Below are 19,857 nucleotides of genomic sequence, written 5' to 3'. Positions count from 1 at the left end.
TATGCTTGGTTAATAGTATATCAAATTAAATTGCTGGTGTTTGCTTGAATAGCGCAGGCTCCTGCTGACTCAGGCAGTGGAAACTACCAAGGCCCCAGATGATGTCCGTAGAATCAATACCCACAACCTTACGGTCCGGGAATACACTTTGGATGATATCCAACGCGCGTTGATCGTTCGCATCTCTAAAGGTTGGTACCACTACTGCTTTGTTCGCAATGTAGAAGTTCGCGTAAGAAGCTGGCAAACGGGTATCTTCATGGATCACCGGTGAAGGCATCGGCAAAGTAACCACCTTCAGCGGCTTGCCGCTAAGGAGCTTCATCTGCTTTAAAGCCTCCAGGTTCTCCTGTAGCAAGTGATGGTTTTCGTCTTCCTCGTTCTCCTCAATTACCGTCAACACGGTATCTTCATTCACAAAACGGGTAATATCATCAATGTGCCCATCTGTATCATCACCAACAATGCCATCGCCTAACCAAAGGATCTGCTCTGCGCCATAATATTCCATCAGGTATTGCTCAATCTGGAATTTATTAAGGTGCGGATTTCGGTTTTCATTTAACAAACAAGCCGTTGTTGTCAATATCGTTCCTGCACCATTAAACTCCACCGAGCCCCCTTCCATCACGATGTCTGGGGTATATAATGGCAACTTGTAGTGCTGTGCAATGGTTGTTGGAATCACATCATCTAAATCAAATGGCGGATATTTCCCCCCCCAGGCATTGTAACCCCAGTCGATCACTGCTTTTTTAGTGCGATCTTCATTCAGCAGGAATGCGGGACCATGATCCCGGCACCAGGCGTCGTTGGTCGGATGCATGAAAAACTCAATGTTATTCAGGTCTGCACCAACTTTCTCCAGTTCCGCTATTGCGAAAGCTTTGGTATCCTCATCATTGATGTTGATCCGCACTTTTTCGCCTTCGGCAACCACCTTAATAAATTCACAGTATGGACCATAAATGGTCTCAATCTTACCTGGCCAGGATGCTTCCTTATGTGGCCAGCTTAACCATGTTGCTTCATGCAGTTCCCATTCTGCTGGGAATTTGTAGCCAACCTGCTTCGGTGTATCCTTAAATAGACTCGTCATCTATGTACCTTTTTGTAATTTGTGAATAACTGTCAATTCTGCGATCGCGAAGGAAAGGCCAGTGTGTCCTGTAGCTATCCGATCTGGATAGATCAAGTTCAACAACTTTCAGCTCTTCAACATCATGCGAAGCTTTGTATAATAGGGTTCCAAAAGGATTGGACACAAAAGATCCACCCCAGAACTTCACGCCAGCTTCTTCACCCACGCGGTTTACGCTCACTACGGGAACACCGTTTGCAATCGCATGCGAACGCTGAATGGTCTGCCATGCATTGTACTGCTCTGTGTTGGTACCTTCATCCTGTGTCGCCGCCCAGCCAATAGCCGTTGGATAAAACAGGAAGTCGGCGCCCATCAATGCCGTCAAACGTGCAGCTTCCGGATACCATTGATCCCAGCAGATCAGCACGCCAATTTTAGCATACTTCGTTTTAAACACTTTATAGCCCAGATCACCTGGCGTGAAATAGAATTTCTCATAAAAACCTGGATCATCAGGGATGTGCATTTTACGATATTTACCCAGATAAGCACCATCAGCATCAAGCACTGCGGTGGTATTATGGTAAAGCCCTTCGGCTCTTTTCTCAAATAAAGAAGCTACAATTACCACATTCAATTCTGCGGCAACAACAGATAAAGCATCGGTAGAAGGACCCGGAATGGCCTCTGCCAACTGAAAATTGTCGTAATTCTCCTCATCACAAAAATACAGTGAGGTAAATAACTCCTGCAAACATACCACCTGGGCACCTTGCGCAGCAACCTCGCGGATCTTTACGATCGCTTTATCTAAATTTTCCTGTTTATTACTGGTACAGCTCATCTGCACCAATCCAACTTGTACTTTAGCCATTCAATAAATTTTTGAAATGCAAAGTTATAGAAAATATTTTTGGGACTGCCGTATAGTTAATTCCCTGTTGTAATTATACTGAATGATTACACATGCTTAGCCGGTATTCTTTTTGTAACTCATGAAGACATACAATACACAAGCAGCCATCATAAAGTTCAGCTATATATTGTACTTCGTTTAGCGTTAGCTGTATACCCGAACACTGGCACTTGGTGTATGAGTTTGCCTTACATTCAATTCTGGCGCTACAGCGCTCGCAAGGAATTATCTCGTGTTTAGACATTTAATAACGTTCATTAATTTGATAAAGCTCAATTCCAACTCATGCCCTCACCCAGCAGGTAATGTTATTACAAAAAAAAGGGAGCAGATGAAAATCTACTCCCAGGTGAATTAACCATTATTTTATCTTAACCAGAGCAGCTGATGCAGCCCTCTTCCATTGTACAAACTGGTCCTTCGACGATCTCCTCTGCACTTTGCTCAATTACCGCTGGAATAACCGGCTCCAGGTTTTTACCCGATTGGTTCTCCACAGTAAACTTCACCGCTTGCGATGCAGCCTGCGTACGCAGGTAATACATACCTGTTTTCAGTCCTTTCTTCCATGCGTAGAAATGCATTGAAGTCAGTTTTGAAGTGTTCGGTGCATTGATGAACAAGTTTAGGGATTGCGACTGGCAGATGTAAGCGCCACGGTCGGCAGCCATATCAATGATGCTACGCATCTTAATCTCCCAAACGGTTTTGTAAAGGTCTTTAATGTACTGCGGAATTTCAGCAATGTCCTGAATAGAACCGTTTGCCAGAATAATCCTGTCCTTCATGGCGGTATTCCAAAGGCCTAAAGACACAAGATCTTTAAGTAAGTGTTTGTTTACCACGATGAACTCGCCACTTAATACCCTTCTGGTGTAGATGTTTGAAGTATAAGGCTCGAAACACTCGTTGTTACCAAGGATTTGTGAAGTTGATGCTGTTGGCATTGGCGCAACCAATAAACTGTTGCGTGCGCCATGCTTAATGACCTTCTCACGTAAAGTTTCCCAATCCCAGCGACCGCTTTCTGGAGAAACATTCCATAGATCAAACTGGAACTTGCCTTGTGACAATGGCGAACCTTCAAAAGTTTCATATGCACCGTCTTTAGTAGCCAGGTCGTTTGAAGCCGTCATTGCAGCGAAGTAAATCGTTTCAAAGATCTCCTTGTTCAGGATCTTCGCCTCTTCACTTTCAAAAGGATAACGCATCAGGATGAACGCATCCGCCAAGCCCTGTACACCCAATCCAATTGGACGGTGACGAAGGTTAGAGTTTCTGGCTTCATCTACAGGGTAGTAGTTATGATCGATGATCTTGTTCAGGTTTAAAGTCGCCTGATAAGTCACATCATATAATTTCTGGTGATCGAATTCACCGTTGATCACGTATCTAGGTAAAGCTAAAGAAGCAAGGTTACATACCGCTACTTCATCTTTAGAAGTGTACTCGATGATCTCGGTACATAGGTTGGAACTTTTGATGGTACCAAGGTTCTGCTGGTTAGACTTGCTGTTCGCCGCGTCTTTGTACAACAGGAATGGGTTACCAGTTTCAATTTGTGCATCCAGAATGGCAAACCAAAGCTCTTGCGCTTTGATGGTTTTTCTCGCGCGACCTTCCTGCTCATACTTTGTGAACAACGCTTCGAATTCAGCGCCAAAGCAATCTGCCAGTCCTGGTGCTTCATGCGGACAGAACAAGCTCCATTGGCCATCTTCTTCCACACGCTTCATGAACAAATCACTGATCCAAAGGGCATAGAATAAATCACGTGCACGCAGTTCTTCTTTACCGTGGTTCTTACGAAGATCAAGGAAAGAGAAAATATCCGCATGCCAAGGCTCCAGGTAAATAGCAAATGCACCTTTACGCTTACCGCCACCCTGATCTACATAACGTGCGGTGTCGTTAAACACCTTAAGCATTGGCACAATGCCATTGCTGGTGCCGTTTGTACCACCAATATAAGATCCTGTTGCGCGGATGTTGTGGATGCTCAATCCAATACCACCTGCACTTTGTGAAATCTTAGCGGTTTGTTTTAAAGTATCATAGATGCCTTCAATACTGTCATCCTGCATGGTTAGCAAGAAACAAGAAGACATTTGTGGTTTCGGGGTACCTGCATTAAATAGCGTTGGCGTTGCATGCGTAAACCAGCGCTCACTCATCAGGTTGTATGTTTTAATTGCGCTATCGATGTCCGACTTGTGGATACCTACAGAAACACGCATAAACAAGTGCTGTGGACGTTCAACGATCTGGCCATCTACTTTCAGCAAGTAAGACTTCTCCAGCGTTTTGAAACCGAAGTAGTCGAAACCAAAATCACGGTCATAAATGATGGTGCTATCCAGGATATCTGCATTTTCCAGAATCACCTGCCACACATCTTCCGCGATCAGCGAAGCAGCTTTACCATTTTTCGGATCCACATAGTTGTAAAGCATCTCCATGGTTTTAGAGAAAGACTTTGTGGTATTTTTATGCAGGTTGGATACCGCGATGCGGGATGCCAACAAAGCATAATCCGGATGTTTGGTGGTTAACGATGCAGCAGTTTCTGCAGCCAGGTTATCCAGCTCTGAAGTAGTTACGCCATCATAAAGGCCTTCAATAACTTTCTTCGCAACGTCAATTGGATCAACCAGTTCCGGGTTGAAGCCATAACATAGCTTTTCAATTCTGGCAGTGATTTTATCAAATTTCACCACTTCCTTGCGGCCGTCTCTTTTTTGTACAAACATATTATAAAAATTTTTTAAGCGATGCTGATTTAGAAATCATCATCAAGTGAAAACGCTGAAGCTTTATCTTCTGTAGAAGTCAACACACCACTCTTCTGGTAATCACCCACACGTTTCTCGAAGAAGTTGGTCTTACCTTGAAGCGAGATCATCTCCATGAAATCGAATGGATTGGTCGTGTTGTATATTTTGGAGTAACCAAGTTCCACCAACCACCTGTCGGCCACAAACTCGATGTATTGCGACATCAGTTTGGCATTCATGCCGATCAAAGCAACTGGTAAGGCATCGGTAACAAACTCTTTCTCGATCTCAACTGCATCGCGGATGATGCCTTGTACAGCTTCTTCGCTCAGTTTGTTCTCCAGCATGCGGTATAACAAGCAGGCAAATTCACAGTGCATACCCTCATCTCTGGAAATCAGCTCATTACTGAAGGTTAAACCTGGCATCAAGCCACGTTTTTTCAACCAGAAAATGGAGCAGAAACTTCCGCTGAAGAAGATACCTTCCACTGCGGCAAATGCTACCAGGCGTTCCGCGAAATTACCACCATCAATCCAGCGTAAAGCCCATTCTGCCTTGCGCTTCACACAAGGGACAGTTTCAATGGCGTTAAACAAACGGTCTTTTTCAACCGGATCCTTGATGTAAGTATCAATTAACAAAGCATACGTTTCAGAATGGATATTTTCCATCATGATCTGGAAACCGTAGAAGCAACGTGCCTCAGGCAGCTGCACCTCACGCATGAAATTTACTGCAAGGTTTTCGTTAACAATACCGTCACTCGCTGCGAAGAAAGCCAAAACGTGAGAGATAAAATGTCTTTCGCCATCATTAAGGCCGTCCCAATGTTTTTGATCATCAGAAAGGTCAATTTCTTCGGCCGTCCAGAAGCTTGCTTCCGTCTTTTTGTACATCTCCCAGATTTCTGGATACTTAATTGGCAATAGAACAAAGCGGTCTTTATTTTCCTTCAGTAATACTTCTTCTTGCTGCATATGTTCAAATATTTTATGTGAAATAATAATTCGTTTTTAACTGCTCATGCGCCGCGGTTGAATTTGGGCCTGAGGCACACCAGTGCCGGGCACATTTTTATCGGCCAAACATAAATAACTCGCACTCAGATGTTTGCTTTAAGAACTCGATCAGCTCCAATTTTGTTATCGCTGATAACAAAGATAAACAGCCACGCTCAAGCTTCGCTCCTGTAAATTCTTTTAGTTGTTAACAACTGTGCAATTGTTATCCACAGTGTCCCTCAAACGTGACACATTTATTACGGATATTTATTTGTTAATTTCGATCCCGATATGCTGAGGAAAGATTCAATCACAGCCGCACAGCTGTACGGAGATTGCTGGCCAGATGAAGCGCCGTAAATAGGGTGTCATTAAGCCGTTACTACGGCTATAGCCGGGTGGACCCCGTATAGACCCCGGATCGAAGCCGGATAGAGGCCGTATCAATACCGAAGCTGGTACCTGTCTGGTACCCGGCAGGTACTACTTCTTTACGTAGGTAATTTCGACTTTTGCGTCGCCTTTTCTATAGATACCGAGTTCTTTGGCGGCTTGCGCAGAAACATCGATGATGTAGCGCTTGGTGAATGGCCCTCTGTCGTTTACTTCAACGTCTACAGATTTGCCGTTTTTAAGGTTGGTGACGGTAACGATTGTACCCATTGGAAGGCTGCGATGTGCAGCAGTAAGCTTATGTGCTCGGTATTTCTTTCCACTGTAGGTTCTACGGCCTTCAAACTTCGAAGCGTAGTAAGTAGCGAGTCCTGTTTTGGTTTTAATATTGGGATTTTTGTCTTCCAGCGGACTACTTGCACCGGCCTGGAGAAAGAAGATCATACACAGTAAAAGCAAACAATATCTCATATTTCTTTCTTTGGTGAACCGCCAAATATAAGAAAACGAAGCGTTTATAAAAATTTAAGCCTTCTGGTTACCTGGTCAACAAGAGTGTTGGACGGACAAACCAGAAGGCTTATTAAACTTAAATCGCTGAAACGCTGGGAAGTTTGCAGGATTGCGCAAACTTTTAATTCAGCAGTGATTTGAAAGAAAGAATTTGAATTTTCTTTGGATTTTATAGCATTATTTTAGTTCAACCTTCACATTGTAAAGCTTTTCGGTCTCTTTTTTCAACTTCTTGGGCTCCACTTTGATGACTTTTCTGTCGTAGGTAATAAAGCCATTCACCTCCCCTTCCACATCTGTGGTCTGGGTGTACACGGCGGCAGAAAGTCCCATTGGGATGAGCTCGGCCATACGGTCCATAAAGGTTGCGTAGCGGGTGAACAAGCTGTCGGCAGATTTGAAGTTCTGGTATCCCCAGTTGTCACGTTCCTGCCACAGGTGGCCGGTAAGGGGCAGACCCAATCCACCAAACTCACCCAAAACAAGCGCTCGCTTTGCACCGAACAATTCCGGATCCGGCATTGCAGGTCTTGGATAGTTATGCAGATCCACCATATGCCCGTCTTGCGTGAAATTACCGCCGCTGGCGCTGTTTACCAGACGTGTCGGATCTTTCTGTATCGTCCAATCGGTAATCTCTTTGGTTTTGAACTGGCCCCATGCTTCGTTGAAAGGCACCCACACCACGATGGAAGGAAAGTTGTACAGGCTCGTCATGATCTTATCCCACTCCTTGCGGTAATAACCTTCCGATTCAGGCGTCCGCTTCTGGTCGGTCGCGCGGTCAATCACCCCAGGGTGATTCTCCCAGCCATTTCCAAGATCGCCGCTTGGCATATCCTGCCATAGCAGCATCCCATTTTTATCACAGTAATAGTAATAACGTGCAGGTTCTACCTTGATGTGTTTACGGATCATGTTAAAACCCATGTCTTTCAGGCGATCCACATCAAACACCATTGCCGCTTCTGTTGGTGGGGTGTACAACCCATCCGGCCACCAGCCCTGATCCAATGGACCATACTGAAATACGAACTTGTTGTTCAGCAACATCCGCTGGATGCCATTTGCGTCGGGAGCCATGGATATTTTACGCATGGCGAAATAGCTATCCACCTGATCCATCGGCTTTGAACCACGAACCAGTGAAACCTTTAGGTCGTACAGGAATGGATCGGAAGGCGACCAAAGTCGTTGATCCGCAATATTCAGCACCGCAGCTGCATTTGCATCCACGACCTTTTCGGCAACGACCTTTCCTTTCGACAGCGCTTGTACTCGGATCTGATCGCCGGCTTTTGCAGCGGCGACGGTGGCACTTACGGTGATGGTTTTGGCATCAATGTCTGGAGTATGTTTGGTGCTTTCGATATAAGTTTCCGGTACGGCTTCCAGCCATACGGTTTGCCAGATACCGGTTACCGGGGTGTACCAGATGCCGTCGGGCTTATTGATCTGTTTACCTCTTGGCTGAGGGCCGTCGTCCGTTGGATCCCAGACACGCACTCTAATCTCCTGTTTGGCACTTTTGCTAAGTAGCTTGGTGATGTCGAAACTGAATGGATCAAATCCACCTTCATGTTTTCCGGCGCTTTTACCGTTTACGAAAACTTCCGTTTGCCAGTCCACCGCACCGAAGTGCAGCAACACCTTCTTCCCGCGCATGCTAGAAGGCACGGAGATGTTATGCTGGTACAGCAGGACGCTGTCCTTCCCTACCCTTCGGCCGACGCCTGACAATGCAGACTCGACAGCGAAAGGCACCAGAATTTTGCCTTCGTATTTTGGGGCAGCTTTCTGTCCCTTCGGAACGATGGCATAGTTCCATAAGCCGTTTAGATTTTTCCAGTTGTTGTTTCGAACCAACTGTGGTCGCGGATACTCCGGCAAGGGTGCGTTTACATCTACCTGTTCTGCCCACGGTGTTACGATTCTTTCCCGGACAAGGCTCCAGGGTTTTTCCTGAGCCTGTACTGCAAATTGTCCTAAAACCAGCAGTAGAAGTGAGATTCCTCTTTTCATTCAGATTGTTTTTAATGTAAGATATATTTGGTTGTTTAAACGCATTGGTAAAACGTTTAACCTAATATAATCTAAAGTAAGTTTCTAATCGATTCGGCGGAGAAATAATTTCAATTTCGCAGAAACAATGTCGTTACGGACAGCTCTGGTTACCGGAACGCCACATGCGCTATAAGCCGAGATCTTCTAGAAACCGTTCCTTGTAGTTGCTGCCGATTGGAAGTTCAATAGCGCCAATAAAAACACGATTGCCTTCCAGGTGCGTAATCTTGGATTTGTTAATCAGGAAAGATCGATGCGCCTGTAAGAAAAGGTGATTGGGCAGCATCTCTGCGGTTGCGGAGAGCGTAATTGCCGGTAAAAAGGTTTGTTGCGCAGTAACGATCCTGGTGTAGTTACCACTCGCCTCGACATATAGAACCTCATTGAAAAAGACTTTGTAAAGTTTGCCTTCAGCCTTCAAAAAAGTAAAATCTTCATTTTTATCTTCCCTGGTCGTGGACGCTAAAGCCTGAGTGGGCAGAAGCTTTTCAACAGCTTTATCTACTGCAACTATGAACCTTTCCAATGAAAATGGTTTCAGGAGGTAGTCACAAGCCGCCAAATCAAAGGCATCAACAGCATATTCCTTATAAGCCGTTGTGAAAATTACCTGAGGCATTTTCTTCAGCGTTTTAATGAAAGCCAGCCCACTTAATACCGGCATGTTGATGTCTATAAACAGTATATCCACATGGTGAAGTTGCAAAGCCTCCCTCGCCTCCAAAGCATTTTTACAGAGCCCTACGACATTCAAGTTTGATAGTTGCTTACAATAGTTTTCTACGATCTCTAACGCTATCGGCTCATCATCCACAATCAGGCAGTTCCATTGATTCATTTTATTTTTTTATTCAGTTGCAACATTACGGTATAAAACCCGGCACTATCATTAATGCTAAAATCATATTGATTGCCGTAAAGCAAATCCAGGCGTTTCTTCACATTCTCAAGTCCGACACCGCTAAATTTATTAAAGGCGCCTTGCTCTTGTATCTGGTGTGAATTTCTGATTTCAAACTGGATGAAGTTGGACCATACTTTCAGTCGCATATCAATGTAGATGCGATGGTCTGTTGTGTTTTTAGCATGTTTAAATGCGTTTTCAACAAATACAATCAAGAGCATTGGGGCGATAAGAATGTTTTCTACACTTGTCGGAAAGTCCACTGTAAGATGAAGTCTTTCCCCAATGCGGATCTTTTCAAAGGTGAGATAGTTATTTAGGTAAGCGATCTCGTCCTGTAAAGGAACAAACTGCTCTTTAGCTTCATAAACTGAATACCGTAGCAGTTCGGACAGTTTCAACAACAAGCCGGGCATTTCCTGGTGTCTAGTAATGGATAACCCATAAAGGTTATTCAGTGTGTTGAATAGGAAATGCGGACTCAGTTGAGATTGTAATAACCGGAGTTCGCTTTGGGTTTGTGCCTGATCCGCTTTAGCATGACCTAACTGTTGCTGACCGATGCGCATGAGTTTGATGAAGGTGCCTAATGCAACCACCATAACAACAAAAGGCAACCAATATAACAGCAGATTTAAGGCCGGCATGGAGAGTAAAGGATAATCGGCATGTACAAACATCCAGATCAGCAGGAATAAGATTAGCCCCCCTAATGCCAGCAATTTGCTATTGTCGATTTGGCCTGCACGCGTACTCCACACCTGCGCAATGTACCGGCCGAGGTAAAGGCAACAGAAGAAACAAATGGTGGAGATGCTGGCAAGTTCTCCGGTACCTCCGGTTGTTACCATTTCTATGTACGACAACGCCATCCAGAAAACCGGAAATGTGGAGAGCAGACAGAAGGCCACGTGTTGTTTTCGACTAAATTCCATGCTTAAGATTTGGCTGCAATATCTGCAAGTCCGCAGTTAATTCCATGAGATGTGGACGAACATAATCAAAGTTATGATGAATTGACGTGCAGCCATGATAAAAGGCCGGCAACCTTCAGCCGCATTTTCGTCCTTGATTTCGTGCTGTCCGTCCGTTTTTCTTCTGGTCAATGCAGGTTCCTCACACTTTTACTGAAAATCAATTCAGAAATATGAAAGTACTATACCTTCCAATTTACCTGTTACTTGTCTTACACCTGACCCATTTGGCTGCTCATGCACAGGAGCCGAAAGACTTAAATACTGTGGTGATCACTGGATCTAAGCCTGTCATTAAGCAGGAGGCAGATCGTATTGTCTATGATCTTCAAGCCGACCCTGATCACAAAAGCAGCAACCTCATTGAGATCATGCGCAAAATCCCTTTCTTATCAGTAGACATGAATGAAAATCTGCTCTTCCGTGGACAATCAGATTTCCGGGTATTCATCAATGGAAAGCCATCCAGTATGATGGACAGAAATCTGAAGGAGATACTGCGTAGCATGCCGGCCTCAACAATCCAAAAGATTGAAGTGATTACCAACCCTTCATCCAAGTATGATGCAGAGGGATTGGCTGGCATCATCAATATCGTCACCGTCAAAGCGGGTTTCCAAGGCTACAATGGAAAAGTAAATTTAAGTGAGCGATTGCCTGTTGGAGGACATACCCTTGGTTCTTCTTTCAACTATAAGCAGGACCGGATTGGACTCTCTGTGTATGCCGGTGCAAGTCAGTTCAATCGCCCCACTACATATAGCCATACGAAAAGGATCTCGGGCCTGAATGGCAGCACCTCGTTGATGCAAGACAATAACCTGGAGACCCGTAATCCAGGGGGCTACCTGGGCGCAGAACTCAGCTTTGAAATTGACACACTTCATCTGCTATCCGCGCAGCTGAATGTTAATGGAAGTCATACGAATGAATACAGACATCAGCTGTCTACCTTAGTCGAGGACAACACCTTAGCACAACGCTACAGAACCGCCAATACAAACAAGACCATCAGCAAAGGATGGGATGCCAGCATGAATTACCAGATTGGTTTTCGCAGGAGCAAAGACAGGTTGCTCACCTTCTCTTACCGATATCTGAAATACGGCAACGAACTAAACAATAATGTTCGGTTCTCAGAACGGTTGGCGTTTGAAACGCCGGACTACTTACAGGAAAATGATGGCTATCTGAATGAGCACACGCTACAAGCCGACTATGTGCAGCAGTTAAAGCGAGTGTCTATGGAAGCTGGAGTTAAGTGGATCAACAGAAACAATGAAAGCGACTTCAGCTCACTTGCATCCGACGGGGCTGTCAGCAATAACTTTAGCAATTATTTCAATGATCAGCAGGTTTGGGCGCTGTACAACAGTTATCAGCTTAAATTTATGGGCTGGGCCTTTAAAATGGGCATGCGGCTGGAAGCTACAGCAGTTGATGCAAGCTATAATTTTAAGACTGACCAGGTTAGGCAACGTTACCTGAATTTAATACCTAACCTTGCTGCCGGACGGAAGATCGGTAAAACTGGCAACGTCAATATAGGTGTTGCGCAAAGAATAAAGCGGCCCGGGATCAACAAGATAAATCCATTTGTAGATCGTTCTAATCCCGCTTTTGAGATAACCGGCAACCCTGACTTAAAGCCTGCTTTGATAAACAATATCATGGTTGGTTATGGTATGAATTCCAGGCTATCGGTAAATATGGGTCTTAACTATTCCTGGGTGAAAAGCCTTTTCGTACAAGCGAGTGCGTTGAACACCGAAACACATATTACGCGAACGACGTACGAAAATACCGGCAAGGCCCAGGCCGTTGATGCCGACCTAAATCTACGATATGCAATAAACAAAGTATGGAATACCAGTGTAAACTTACACGGTACGTATATGTTACTTGAAGCTTTGAATGACGGGGTTCCCATAAAAAACAACTGGTTCTTCTATAACATCTCTTTCAGCACAGGTTACAACCTGGTTGCGGGCTGGCGGCTTACAGCAGGACTGGACGTCAGGAGCCGCAACATGGTAAATCTGCAAGGCACATCAAACGGATATGTAGCTTCATCCTTTGGAGTGAGCAGAGACATGCTGAACTCCAAATTATCCCTTTCAGCAAGCGTAAATAACGCCTTCACCAAATACAGAACGAATTTTGTGGAAACCATTGGTTCTAATTTCCTGCAAACAGCATCTACACAAGATTATTTCAGGAATTTTAATGTGAGCTTAAACTACCGTTTTGGGAGGTTGAAAGAGGGTATTAAAAAGAGTAAACGCAGCATCAATAACGACGATTTGTCTAACTAAGGCCTGAGGTAGCGACATGATCTTAGCAAACCGCTGTTTGCAAACAACATTCAGGGTTTTACATACATGGTAGACACCGATTTGCCCCAACTTTGAAGGAACAAAATCAACGTCATGGAACTAAAGAAAATCAAATTAGGAAGTAAGGGTTTAGTGGTCCCGGCACTGGGACTGGGTTGTATGGGGATGACCGCTTTCGGTGATACCGACATTTATGGCCCTGCAGATGAACAGGAAGCCATCGCAACCATCCACCGCGCTCTTGAGCTTGGCGGGAATTTCCTGGATACGGCAGACTTATACGGACCATTTATCAACGAACAACTGGTTGCAAAAGCAACGAAAGGGAATCGCGACAAGTACATTTTCGCGACAAAGTTTGGATGGGAAATTGACGACAACAATCAGGTAACCTGGGGCATCAATGGCAAAAAGGACTATGTGAAGAAAGCTGTTGAACGCTCGTTGAAAAACCTGGGCACGGATCATATCGACTTATACTACATGCACCGTCTGGACAAGGCGACGCCGATCGAAGAAACGGTTGGCGCCATGGCTGAGCTGGTGAAGGAAGGCAAGGTCAGTTACATCGGGTTGTCTGAAGTATCTTCTGAAACCATTAAACGCGCACATGCCGTACATCCAATAACAGCGGTGCAGAGCGAGTATTCGTTGTTCGAACGAACCGTAGAAGAACGTGGTATCCTGCAAACTATGGAACAATTGGGGATTGGCTTTGTCGCCTATTCACCACTTGGACGGGGCTTCCTTTCGGGGGCAATCCGCAGCATGGCCGACTTACCTGAGGATGATTTCCGCCGTTCCATCCCCCGCTTTCAGGAAGCTTATTTCCATAAGAATATGGAACTGGTGGATGCCATCGCCGAAATGGCAAAAGATAAAGGCATCAGCATCATTCAGCTCGCGCTAGCCTGGATCATCCGCAAAGGTTTTGTACCCATCCCGGGAACGAAGCGCCGTAAGTATCTGGACCACAATCTTGCTGCTGCGCAGGTTGAACTTAGCGAAGCGGACCTCAACAGGCTGGAAGGCATTGTTCCACTCGGCACGGATACCGGAGATCCATATGATGAGATGAGTATGAACAAACTGGATTAATCATTAAATTAGCAATTATGAACACTATAGCATCGGTTTCACAATTTCACCGCTTGTTGTCCTTGCCGGAACCGCGGCATCCCATGGTCAGCGTCATAGACCTTTCCAAGTCCATGTTTGTGGAAGACGACATCTGGAACGGCTTTGTAAACCGGTTCTATTGTGTTGCTTTGAAACCTGAGGCTACACACAAGGTCCGCTATGGCCAGCAGCATTATGATTACAACAAAGGTGTGCTCAGCTTTACCGCACCAAATCAGGTGCACCACCTCGATCTGGAAGAAACGGGATGTGCCGCAGATCATTCGGGATACCTGCTTGTTTTTCATGCGGATTTCCTGCTTGGTCATCCCTTGTCTAATGAAATTAAGAAGTATGGGTTTTTCTCGTATTCGGTGAATGAGGCCCTGCACCTATCCGCTGAAGAGGAGGCAGATCTGACCAGCATCCTGCGGAAGATTGATAAGGAATGTGCGCACATTGATCGCCATACGCAGGAGATCATCCTTTCCCAGATTGATCTGCTACTGAACTATTCCAACCGCTTTTATGAGCGGCAGTTCATTACCCGAAAAAACAACAACCACCAGTTGCTGGTGAAGTTCGAGCTATTGCTGGAGCAATACTATCAGGATAACCAAAGCGCGAAATCCGGGTTGCTGACCGTACAACATATTGCGGAACACATGAATCTTTCGCCGAACTATCTCAGCGACTTGCTGCGTGTGCATACGGGACAGAATACGCAACAGCATATTCACGAAAAACTAATTCGAAAAGCAAAGGAGCAGTTGTCAACGACCGACCTTTCAGTAAGTGAGATTGCGTATACACTTGGCTTTGAACATCCACAGTCCTTTAGCACGTTATTTAGAAAAAAGACGAATATGTCTCCCCTCGCCTTCCGGCAGGCATTCAATTAAGTCAGGTTAGATCAGGAACTGTGGAATTCGGTCACAGCCTTACCTTATGTGTATCCATGATCTCCTTCAGTCTGGACCAGTCGAAATGGATATCATAGACTTGGGCCAATTTATCCAGCGCACCTTCCTGTGGCCGCTGATTATCTTTAAATAGATCGGCAAGCGCGTTCATGTAGGCTTCGTGCCCACCTGGGGCATACAATTCAATGAACTTTGCTGGTTCTGTTCCGGTGTTCCAAAAGCTATGCACAATGCCCCGGGGACGTAAGTGCCAGTCGCCCGCTTTAACCTGGTACAATTCTTTACCCACCAGAATCGTCAATTCCCCTTGGGTTACCCGGCAGATCTCGTCGAATGTTTTATGGTAATGCGGTGGTGCGCCAAGGAAACCTACAGGAAGTTCAGATTCGGTAATTCCCACATGGCCCTCGGTCTGCTGTTTGTTCAACTTAAAAGCGATGTTTCCCGCGCCAATCTTTCCGTGTTTGCCTGAGCTGGCAGGTATATGAATTGCGCTGCCGGTTTGCGAAACATTGGGTTGCGCAATGGCTTCTGATGTGAATAGCGCTTCTGAAAGATACATGGGCGCAGCCATATAAACGGTGAGCAGCCTCAGTAGCCGTCTTCTATTTTCTGAATTTGTTTGAAGCGCTTTCATGTTAATTTACTTACGATCTTTTCTCAGTGTATTTAAATATACTGAAAATCAAACCCATATAAAACGTTAAATTCAGTCCAGAAAAAATAGGGTCTGCTGAGCAGCTGTTTTGGATGAAAACACCTAACATTGTTGCATCAGGCACGTTATAACAGCAATAAAGTTTAACTCATGACATACAAGTTTGAAAAGGCAAGAATGGATCAGGTTGATGAGATCTGGAAGATTCTCAGCGATGCGATTTTGCGGAGAAAAGCAGATGGAAGCAACCAATGGCAGGATGGCTATCCTAACATAAATGTGGTGCAGTCGGATATTGAAAATGGTCTAGGTTATGTTGTCACCTCCGACGAACGCGTTGTGGCTTACTGTGCTTTGATCTTCAATAATGAGCCTGCCTACGCAGATATTGAAGGCGCCTGGCTCAGCGATGGTGAATTTCTGGTGCTGCACCGTGTAGCCGTTGCGCAAGATTATCTCGGGAAAGGCTTAACTAAATATATACTTAAGGCTATTGAGGCGGTTGCTATGGAGCATCAGGTCTTCAGCATACGTGCAGACACTAATTTTGACAATGCCGCAATGCTGGCGTTGTTTGAGAAGAACGGCTATGCGTACTGCGGGGAAGTTTATTTCAGAGGTAGTCCGCGGAAGGCGTATGAGAAGGTGCTTCGTGAAAATGGATAATGCTTAAAGATTAATATAGACTAAATGGAATCACTGGAAATTGTACCTGTTGGTATTGATCACCTGGAAGACTTGCAAGAGATTGGACGTACAACATTTAAAGAGGCCTTCTCGGCAGAGAATGCGGAAGAAAGCTTAGCTAAATACCTTGAAGAAGGATTTTCCAGGGAGAGGTTAAGCTCGGAACTCAACAACAAGGAATCACAGTTTTACTTCGCAAAAATGAATGGGAACATCTTGGGTTACCTTAAGTTGAATACCGGTCAGGCGCAAACAGAGCTTAAGGAAGCGGAAGGTCTTGAGATAGAACGCATATATGTACTGCAGGCGTTCCTGGGCAAGAAAGTAGGACAAGCGCTATATGAGAAAGCCATAACAGTAGCGCGTGAAATGAACATGAAATATGTGTGGCTGGGCGTATGGGAAAACAATTTAAGAGCCATACAGTTCTACAGCAAGAACGGGTTTGTAGCGTTTGACAAACACTTTTTCAAGCTGGGCGATGAAGAACAAACCGACCTTATGATGAAGAAGGTGCTCTAGCCGTTACCCATCTTTTTAAGCATGCGGTAATGTGAACCCAGTGCCGCAGTGAAGGTGCTGTTTTCATGGTACGGAATGCCGAATTCCAGTGCCGTTTGCTTTACGATGATTGACACCTTACCATAGTGAACATGGCAGATCTTTGGGAACAGGTGGTGTTCAATCTGTCGATTTAAGCCGCCAAGGAAGAAAGCTGCAGCAGGAGAATGCGTAGCAAAGTTTACAGTCGTGTGCATCTGGTGTTCTGCCCAGGCCTCTTCCATATTTCCATTTTCATTGGGCACCGGAAAGGCGGTACCTTCAACCACGTGTGCAAGCTGAAAAACCAGTCCCATCGTTACGCCTTGTGCTAAATGCAGCAACACAAAGCCCAGGAGAATTTGCCACCAGGCTAATTGAATAAAGATTAAGGGCAGTACGATAAAGAGCGTATAGTATAAAGCTTTGTAGAAAAACAGATTGAAATATTCTATGCCCGGATGCACATTTTCCCTTGCACCCACCCGCTTCTGGAAAAACTTCTTGTAGTCCTTTCTTAACACCCAGGATAAGGACGCCAATCCGTACAGTGGGAAAGCATACCAATGCTGGAAGCGTTGATGTGGCCGGTGTTCCTCGTCTTCAGCAATGCGGATCAATCCGGGTGCAATCTCGATGTCTTCATCATGGCCGGGGATATTGGTGTAGGTATGATGGACAATATTATGGGTGATGTTCCAGACGTAGGGGTTTGCACCAACCAGGTGAAAGATTAAGCTTAATGCTTTATTCGTCTTCTTATTTGCGGAAAAGGCACCATGTATGGCATCATGACAAATGTTAAATCCGATGAAGGCGCACACGGCACCCAGTACAATGGTTAGTAGCGCAAGCACTGATCCGCTTAGATTTGCGAGTAAAATTGTAAAGTATAAGGCAATGTAAAGGGACATGAATATCGCTGCTTTAAGCCACATCAGTCCATTGGCGTTCATGTCCAGGTTCCGGTCTTTAAAGTCCTGCTGGACGCGTTTTTTTACTTCTCCATAGAAGTTTCGCCCCTTGGCGCCTGGGAATTTTGTTGCAACTTTCATGTGCTCGAGTTTAACCCATGTACAAGGGCGATACTCCGAGTTCATCAAGTGGTGAGGATGCCTATTGTGGCGTTTTATACATTAACGCAAGAAAGGCTATTATGTTCTTGACCTTCAGTGACTGTTCTGCTTATTTCTACTTTTTCAATGAAAGGATGCCATTTACCAGCTCTTCATTGAATGTTCCAATCGTATTTACGTTTAAGACCTGATAAATCTGATCTCTTATGGCTTTGAATTGATTATGAAGCGGACAAGGATTAACGGCAGAGCATTGTTTGAGCCCCAGGGCACAGCCCGTAAATAAAGCGTTTCCGTCCACCGCTTCTACAATATCACTCAGTGGCCGCGCAAGTGAAGTATCGCTAATGTAAAAACCCCCATTTGGGCCTTTAACGGAGTTGATGAGTCCTTTGCGACTTAGATCCTGAAGAATTTTGGCTAGGTATAGTTCCGGAGAATCGATACCTGCAGCGATATCCTTAATTCCAACCTTAATTCCTAACGTCGATTTGTGCGCAATGTAGAGTACCGCACGGATCGCATACTCACAAGTTTTTGAAAAAATAGCCATAATTCTATGTTGTAAAGATATAGAATTATTAAAAGACATTTTTATCTTTTGTTCAGAGTGCTTATGTTTGCATAATAAAGGACAAAAAGGTATTTTAATATTATTTCCTATGACAAACGAGCAAAAAGCATTAGCAAGCGGCACCGTACCCGTTCTAAGAGCGCATGGTGTAGCATTGACAACTTACTTTTATAATCGAATGCTAACGCATAACCCAGAGTTAAAGCATGTGTTTAACAGTGCCAACCAGCATAATGGCGCACAACCTACAGCCTTGGCGATGTCGGTTTTAGCTTACGCGGAGCACATTGAAAACCCGGAGGTACTCATGCAGGCTGTGAACAGAATTGGCCATAAGCATGTGAGTCTGGACATTCGTCCGGAACAGTATGCCATTGTGGGCAAGCATCTGCTCGCCTCCATCAGTGAAGTTTTAGGTGAGGCGGCAAGCCCGGAACTGATCGATGCCTGGGCAGCGGCTTACGGACAGCTTGCAGCAATTATGACTGGTGTTGAAGCGGAGTTATATAGCGCATCAGCGAACAAGGAAGGTGGATGGAGCAGTTGGAGGCCATTCATCGTTAAAGAGAAAGTTAAAGAATCGGCAGAAATCACTTCATTCTACCTCTATCCATCCGATGGCGGAAAGGTGGCGGATTTCCTTCCAGGGCAATTCATTACGGTAAGGCTATTTGTTCCGGAGCTTCAGGTTCTTCAACCACGCCAGTACAGCATTTCCTGCGCACCAAATGGTCAGTATTACCGCATATCTGTAAAGCGGGAGCATGGTACCGAAGACCGACCTGCAGGGTACATCAGTAATATGCTGCACAACCAGATCCAAGTTGGCGATGTCCTGGAAGTTGCAGCACCAGCAGGTGATTTTACACTGGACCTAAACTCGGATGCGCCTGCTGTTTTCATTAGTGGTGGTGTGGGTCTAACGCCTTTTATGAGCATGCTAGAGTATATGACACAGTCGAGAAAAGACCGTCCAGTTACCTGGATTCACGGCAGTCGTGGGTACGAGGTACATGCTTTTAGAGACCGGGTGATTGAGTTGGGTAGTCAGCATGGTGCGATGAACATTCACAATTTCTATGATAAGCTGGATGCGCAAACAGGTGAAAACTACTTTGAAGGTTTTGTGGACCTGGAGAAAGTTAAGGACGCGATTGTTCCTGGCGCCGAATATTACATCTGCGGCCCGGGTGTGTTCATCAAGAAACATTTCGACTATCTCAGGGCTCAAGGCATACAAGCAGAATCCATTCACTTTGAAGAATTTGGACCCGCTATTCTGGTTGTGGAATAGTACAAGTTTAAAATATAAAACTGC

The 19,857-nt window shown here is 45.1% G+C and carries 18 protein-coding genes; 6 read left to right on the top strand and 12 right to left on the bottom strand.

The window, feature by feature from the left end; translation table 11 throughout:
• Positions 1 to 25 precede the first annotated feature (25 nt).
• From IEW69_RS07930 to IEW69_RS07890, 9 genes are all read right to left on the bottom strand, one after another.
• Positions 26 to 1,099, bottom strand: coding sequence for an agmatine deiminase family protein (locus IEW69_RS07930; protein WP_188626296.1), 1,074 nt, complete (start codon positions 1,097 to 1,099; stop codon positions 26 to 28).
• A complete protein-coding gene (locus IEW69_RS07925) occupies positions 1,083 to 1,958 on the bottom strand; it encodes a carbon-nitrogen hydrolase (RefSeq protein ID WP_188626295.1) in 876 nt (291 codons plus the stop codon). The genes IEW69_RS07930 and IEW69_RS07925 overlap by 17 nt, the downstream gene beginning before the upstream one ends.
• 73 nt (positions 1,959 to 2,031) lie before the next feature.
• Positions 2,032 to 2,244, bottom strand: a complete 213-nt coding sequence (locus IEW69_RS07920) for a cysteine-rich CWC family protein (protein WP_188626294.1) — start codon at positions 2,242 to 2,244, stop codon at positions 2,032 to 2,034.
• Positions 2,245 to 2,371: 127 nt separating this feature from the next.
• The gene (locus tag IEW69_RS07915) at positions 2,372 to 4,750 is read right to left on the bottom strand and encodes a ribonucleoside-diphosphate reductase subunit alpha (protein ID WP_188626293.1); all 2,379 of its coding nucleotides are present in this window, start codon (positions 4,748 to 4,750) and stop codon (positions 2,372 to 2,374) included.
• Positions 4,751 to 4,779: 29 nt separating this feature from the next.
• A complete protein-coding gene (locus IEW69_RS07910) occupies positions 4,780 to 5,754 on the bottom strand; it encodes a ribonucleoside-diphosphate reductase small subunit (protein ID WP_188626292.1) in 975 nt (324 codons plus the stop codon).
• A gap of 507 nt (positions 5,755 to 6,261) precedes the next feature.
• Positions 6,262 to 6,615 carry a septal ring lytic transglycosylase RlpA family protein gene (locus IEW69_RS07905; RefSeq protein WP_229663557.1) on the bottom strand — a complete coding sequence of 118 codons (354 nt, stop codon included), beginning with the start codon at positions 6,613 to 6,615 and terminating at the stop codon, positions 6,262 to 6,264.
• A 246-nt stretch (positions 6,616 to 6,861) separates the two neighbouring features.
• Positions 6,862 to 8,706 (bottom strand): glycoside hydrolase family 2 protein, encoded by a 1,845-nt coding sequence (locus IEW69_RS07900; protein WP_188626290.1) that lies wholly within the window; start codon positions 8,704 to 8,706, stop codon positions 6,862 to 6,864.
• A 169-nt stretch (positions 8,707 to 8,875) separates the two neighbouring features.
• Positions 8,876 to 9,586 (bottom strand): LytR/AlgR family response regulator transcription factor, encoded by a 711-nt coding sequence (locus IEW69_RS07895; protein WP_188626289.1) that lies wholly within the window; start codon positions 9,584 to 9,586, stop codon positions 8,876 to 8,878.
• Entirely contained in the window at positions 9,583 to 10,587 is a 1,005-nt protein-coding gene (locus tag IEW69_RS07890; RefSeq protein ID WP_188626288.1) for a sensor histidine kinase, read from the bottom strand. The genes IEW69_RS07895 and IEW69_RS07890 overlap by 4 nt, the downstream gene beginning before the upstream one ends.
• A gap of 212 nt (positions 10,588 to 10,799) precedes the next feature.
• On the opposite strand from IEW69_RS07890, the gene IEW69_RS07885 reads away from it, so the two are divergent.
• The 3 genes from IEW69_RS07885 (at position 10,800) to IEW69_RS07875 (ending at position 14,983) form a co-directional block, all read left to right on the top strand.
• Positions 10,800 to 12,941, top strand: a complete 2,142-nt coding sequence (locus IEW69_RS07885; RefSeq protein ID WP_188626287.1) for an outer membrane beta-barrel family protein — start codon at positions 10,800 to 10,802, stop codon at positions 12,939 to 12,941.
• A 114-nt stretch (positions 12,942 to 13,055) separates the two neighbouring features.
• Positions 13,056 to 14,060 carry an aldo/keto reductase gene (locus tag IEW69_RS07880; protein WP_188626286.1) on the top strand — a complete coding sequence of 335 codons (1,005 nt, stop codon included), beginning with the start codon at positions 13,056 to 13,058 and terminating at the stop codon, positions 14,058 to 14,060.
• A gap of 17 nt (positions 14,061 to 14,077) precedes the next feature.
• The gene (locus IEW69_RS07875; RefSeq protein ID WP_188626285.1) at positions 14,078 to 14,983 is read left to right on the top strand and encodes a helix-turn-helix domain-containing protein; all 906 of its coding nucleotides are present in this window, start codon (positions 14,078 to 14,080) and stop codon (positions 14,981 to 14,983) included.
• Between the two features lie 31 nt (positions 14,984 to 15,014).
• Here IEW69_RS07875 and IEW69_RS07870 read toward each other — a convergent pair whose 3' ends face one another.
• Positions 15,015 to 15,641: a cupin domain-containing protein gene (locus IEW69_RS07870; protein ID WP_188626284.1), complete on the bottom strand. Its 627-nt coding sequence runs from the start codon at positions 15,639 to 15,641 to the stop codon at positions 15,015 to 15,017.
• Positions 15,642 to 15,812: 171 nt separating this feature from the next.
• Between IEW69_RS07870 and IEW69_RS07865 the strand changes: the two genes are divergently transcribed.
• Positions 15,813 to 16,328, top strand: coding sequence for a GNAT family N-acetyltransferase (locus tag IEW69_RS07865; RefSeq protein ID WP_188626283.1), 516 nt, complete (start codon positions 15,813 to 15,815; stop codon positions 16,326 to 16,328).
• Between the two features lie 24 nt (positions 16,329 to 16,352).
• A complete protein-coding gene (locus IEW69_RS07860) occupies positions 16,353 to 16,871 on the top strand; it encodes a GNAT family N-acetyltransferase (protein WP_188626282.1) in 519 nt (172 codons plus the stop codon).
• On the opposite strand, the gene IEW69_RS07855 is transcribed toward IEW69_RS07860, so the two are convergent.
• Both IEW69_RS07855 and IEW69_RS07850 read right to left on the bottom strand, forming a co-directional pair.
• Positions 16,868 to 17,944, bottom strand: coding sequence for a fatty acid desaturase family protein (locus tag IEW69_RS07855; protein ID WP_188626281.1), 1,077 nt, complete (start codon positions 17,942 to 17,944; stop codon positions 16,868 to 16,870). The genes IEW69_RS07860 and IEW69_RS07855 overlap by 4 nt on opposite strands.
• Positions 17,945 to 18,080: 136 nt before the next feature.
• Complete coding sequence (locus tag IEW69_RS07850; protein ID WP_188626280.1) at positions 18,081 to 18,518, bottom strand: RrF2 family transcriptional regulator; 438 nt, start codon at positions 18,516 to 18,518, stop codon at positions 18,081 to 18,083.
• Between the two features lie 109 nt (positions 18,519 to 18,627).
• On the opposite strand from IEW69_RS07850, the gene hmpA reads away from it, so the two are divergent.
• Complete coding sequence (gene hmpA, locus IEW69_RS07845) at positions 18,628 to 19,833, top strand: NO-inducible flavohemoprotein (RefSeq protein ID WP_188626279.1); 1,206 nt, start codon at positions 18,628 to 18,630, stop codon at positions 19,831 to 19,833.
• The last annotated feature ends 24 nt before the right edge of the window (positions 19,834 to 19,857 follow it).

It is taken from the genome of Pedobacter quisquiliarum (assembly GCF_014642175.1).
Classification (GTDB): Bacteria; Bacteroidota; Bacteroidia; order Sphingobacteriales; family Sphingobacteriaceae; genus Pedobacter; species Pedobacter quisquiliarum.
The sequence above is the reverse complement of the archived record's forward strand: the minus strand, read 5'-3'. Positions and strand labels throughout refer to the sequence as shown.

What these genes read in the sequence shown, in the direction of transcription:
- IEW69_RS07930 (WP_188626296.1), bottom strand. Translation starts at nt 1,099, where the DNA reads ATGACGAGTCTATTTAAGGATACACCGAAGCAGGTTGGCTACAAATTC.
- IEW69_RS07925 (WP_188626295.1), bottom strand. Translation starts at nt 1,958, where the DNA reads ATGGCTAAAGTACAAGTTGGATTGGTGCAGATGAGCTGTACCAGTAAT.
- IEW69_RS07920 (WP_188626294.1), bottom strand. Translation starts at nt 2,244, where the DNA reads ATGTCTAAACACGAGATAATTCCTTGCGAGCGCTGTAGCGCCAGAATT.
- IEW69_RS07915 (WP_188626293.1), bottom strand. Translation starts at nt 4,750, where the DNA reads ATGTTTGTACAAAAAAGAGACGGCCGCAAGGAAGTGGTGAAATTTGAT.
- IEW69_RS07910 (WP_188626292.1), bottom strand. Translation starts at nt 5,754, where the DNA reads ATGCAGCAAGAAGAAGTATTACTGAAGGAAAATAAAGACCGCTTTGTT.
- IEW69_RS07905 (WP_229663557.1), bottom strand. Translation starts at nt 6,615, where the DNA reads ATGATCTTCTTTCTCCAGGCCGGTGCAAGTAGTCCGCTGGAAGACAAA.
- IEW69_RS07900 (WP_188626290.1), bottom strand. Translation starts at nt 8,706, where the DNA reads ATGAAAAGAGGAATCTCACTTCTACTGCTGGTTTTAGGACAATTTGCA.
- IEW69_RS07895 (WP_188626289.1), bottom strand. Translation starts at nt 9,586, where the DNA reads ATGAATCAATGGAACTGCCTGATTGTGGATGATGAGCCGATAGCGTTA.
- IEW69_RS07890 (WP_188626288.1), bottom strand. Translation starts at nt 10,587, where the DNA reads ATGGAATTTAGTCGAAAACAACACGTGGCCTTCTGTCTGCTCTCCACA.
- IEW69_RS07885 (WP_188626287.1), top strand. Translation starts at nt 10,800, where the DNA reads ATGAAAGTACTATACCTTCCAATTTACCTGTTACTTGTCTTACACCTG.
- IEW69_RS07880 (WP_188626286.1), top strand. Translation starts at nt 13,056, where the DNA reads ATGGAACTAAAGAAAATCAAATTAGGAAGTAAGGGTTTAGTGGTCCCG.
- IEW69_RS07875 (WP_188626285.1), top strand. Translation starts at nt 14,078, where the DNA reads ATGAACACTATAGCATCGGTTTCACAATTTCACCGCTTGTTGTCCTTG.
- IEW69_RS07870 (WP_188626284.1), bottom strand. Translation starts at nt 15,641, where the DNA reads ATGAAAGCGCTTCAAACAAATTCAGAAAATAGAAGACGGCTACTGAGG.
- IEW69_RS07865 (WP_188626283.1), top strand. Translation starts at nt 15,813, where the DNA reads ATGACATACAAGTTTGAAAAGGCAAGAATGGATCAGGTTGATGAGATC.
- IEW69_RS07860 (WP_188626282.1), top strand. Translation starts at nt 16,353, where the DNA reads ATGGAATCACTGGAAATTGTACCTGTTGGTATTGATCACCTGGAAGAC.
- IEW69_RS07855 (WP_188626281.1), bottom strand. Translation starts at nt 17,944, where the DNA reads ATGAAAGTTGCAACAAAATTCCCAGGCGCCAAGGGGCGAAACTTCTAT.
- IEW69_RS07850 (WP_188626280.1), bottom strand. Translation starts at nt 18,518, where the DNA reads ATGGCTATTTTTTCAAAAACTTGTGAGTATGCGATCCGTGCGGTACTC.
- hmpA (WP_188626279.1), top strand. Translation starts at nt 18,628, where the DNA reads ATGACAAACGAGCAAAAAGCATTAGCAAGCGGCACCGTACCCGTTCTA.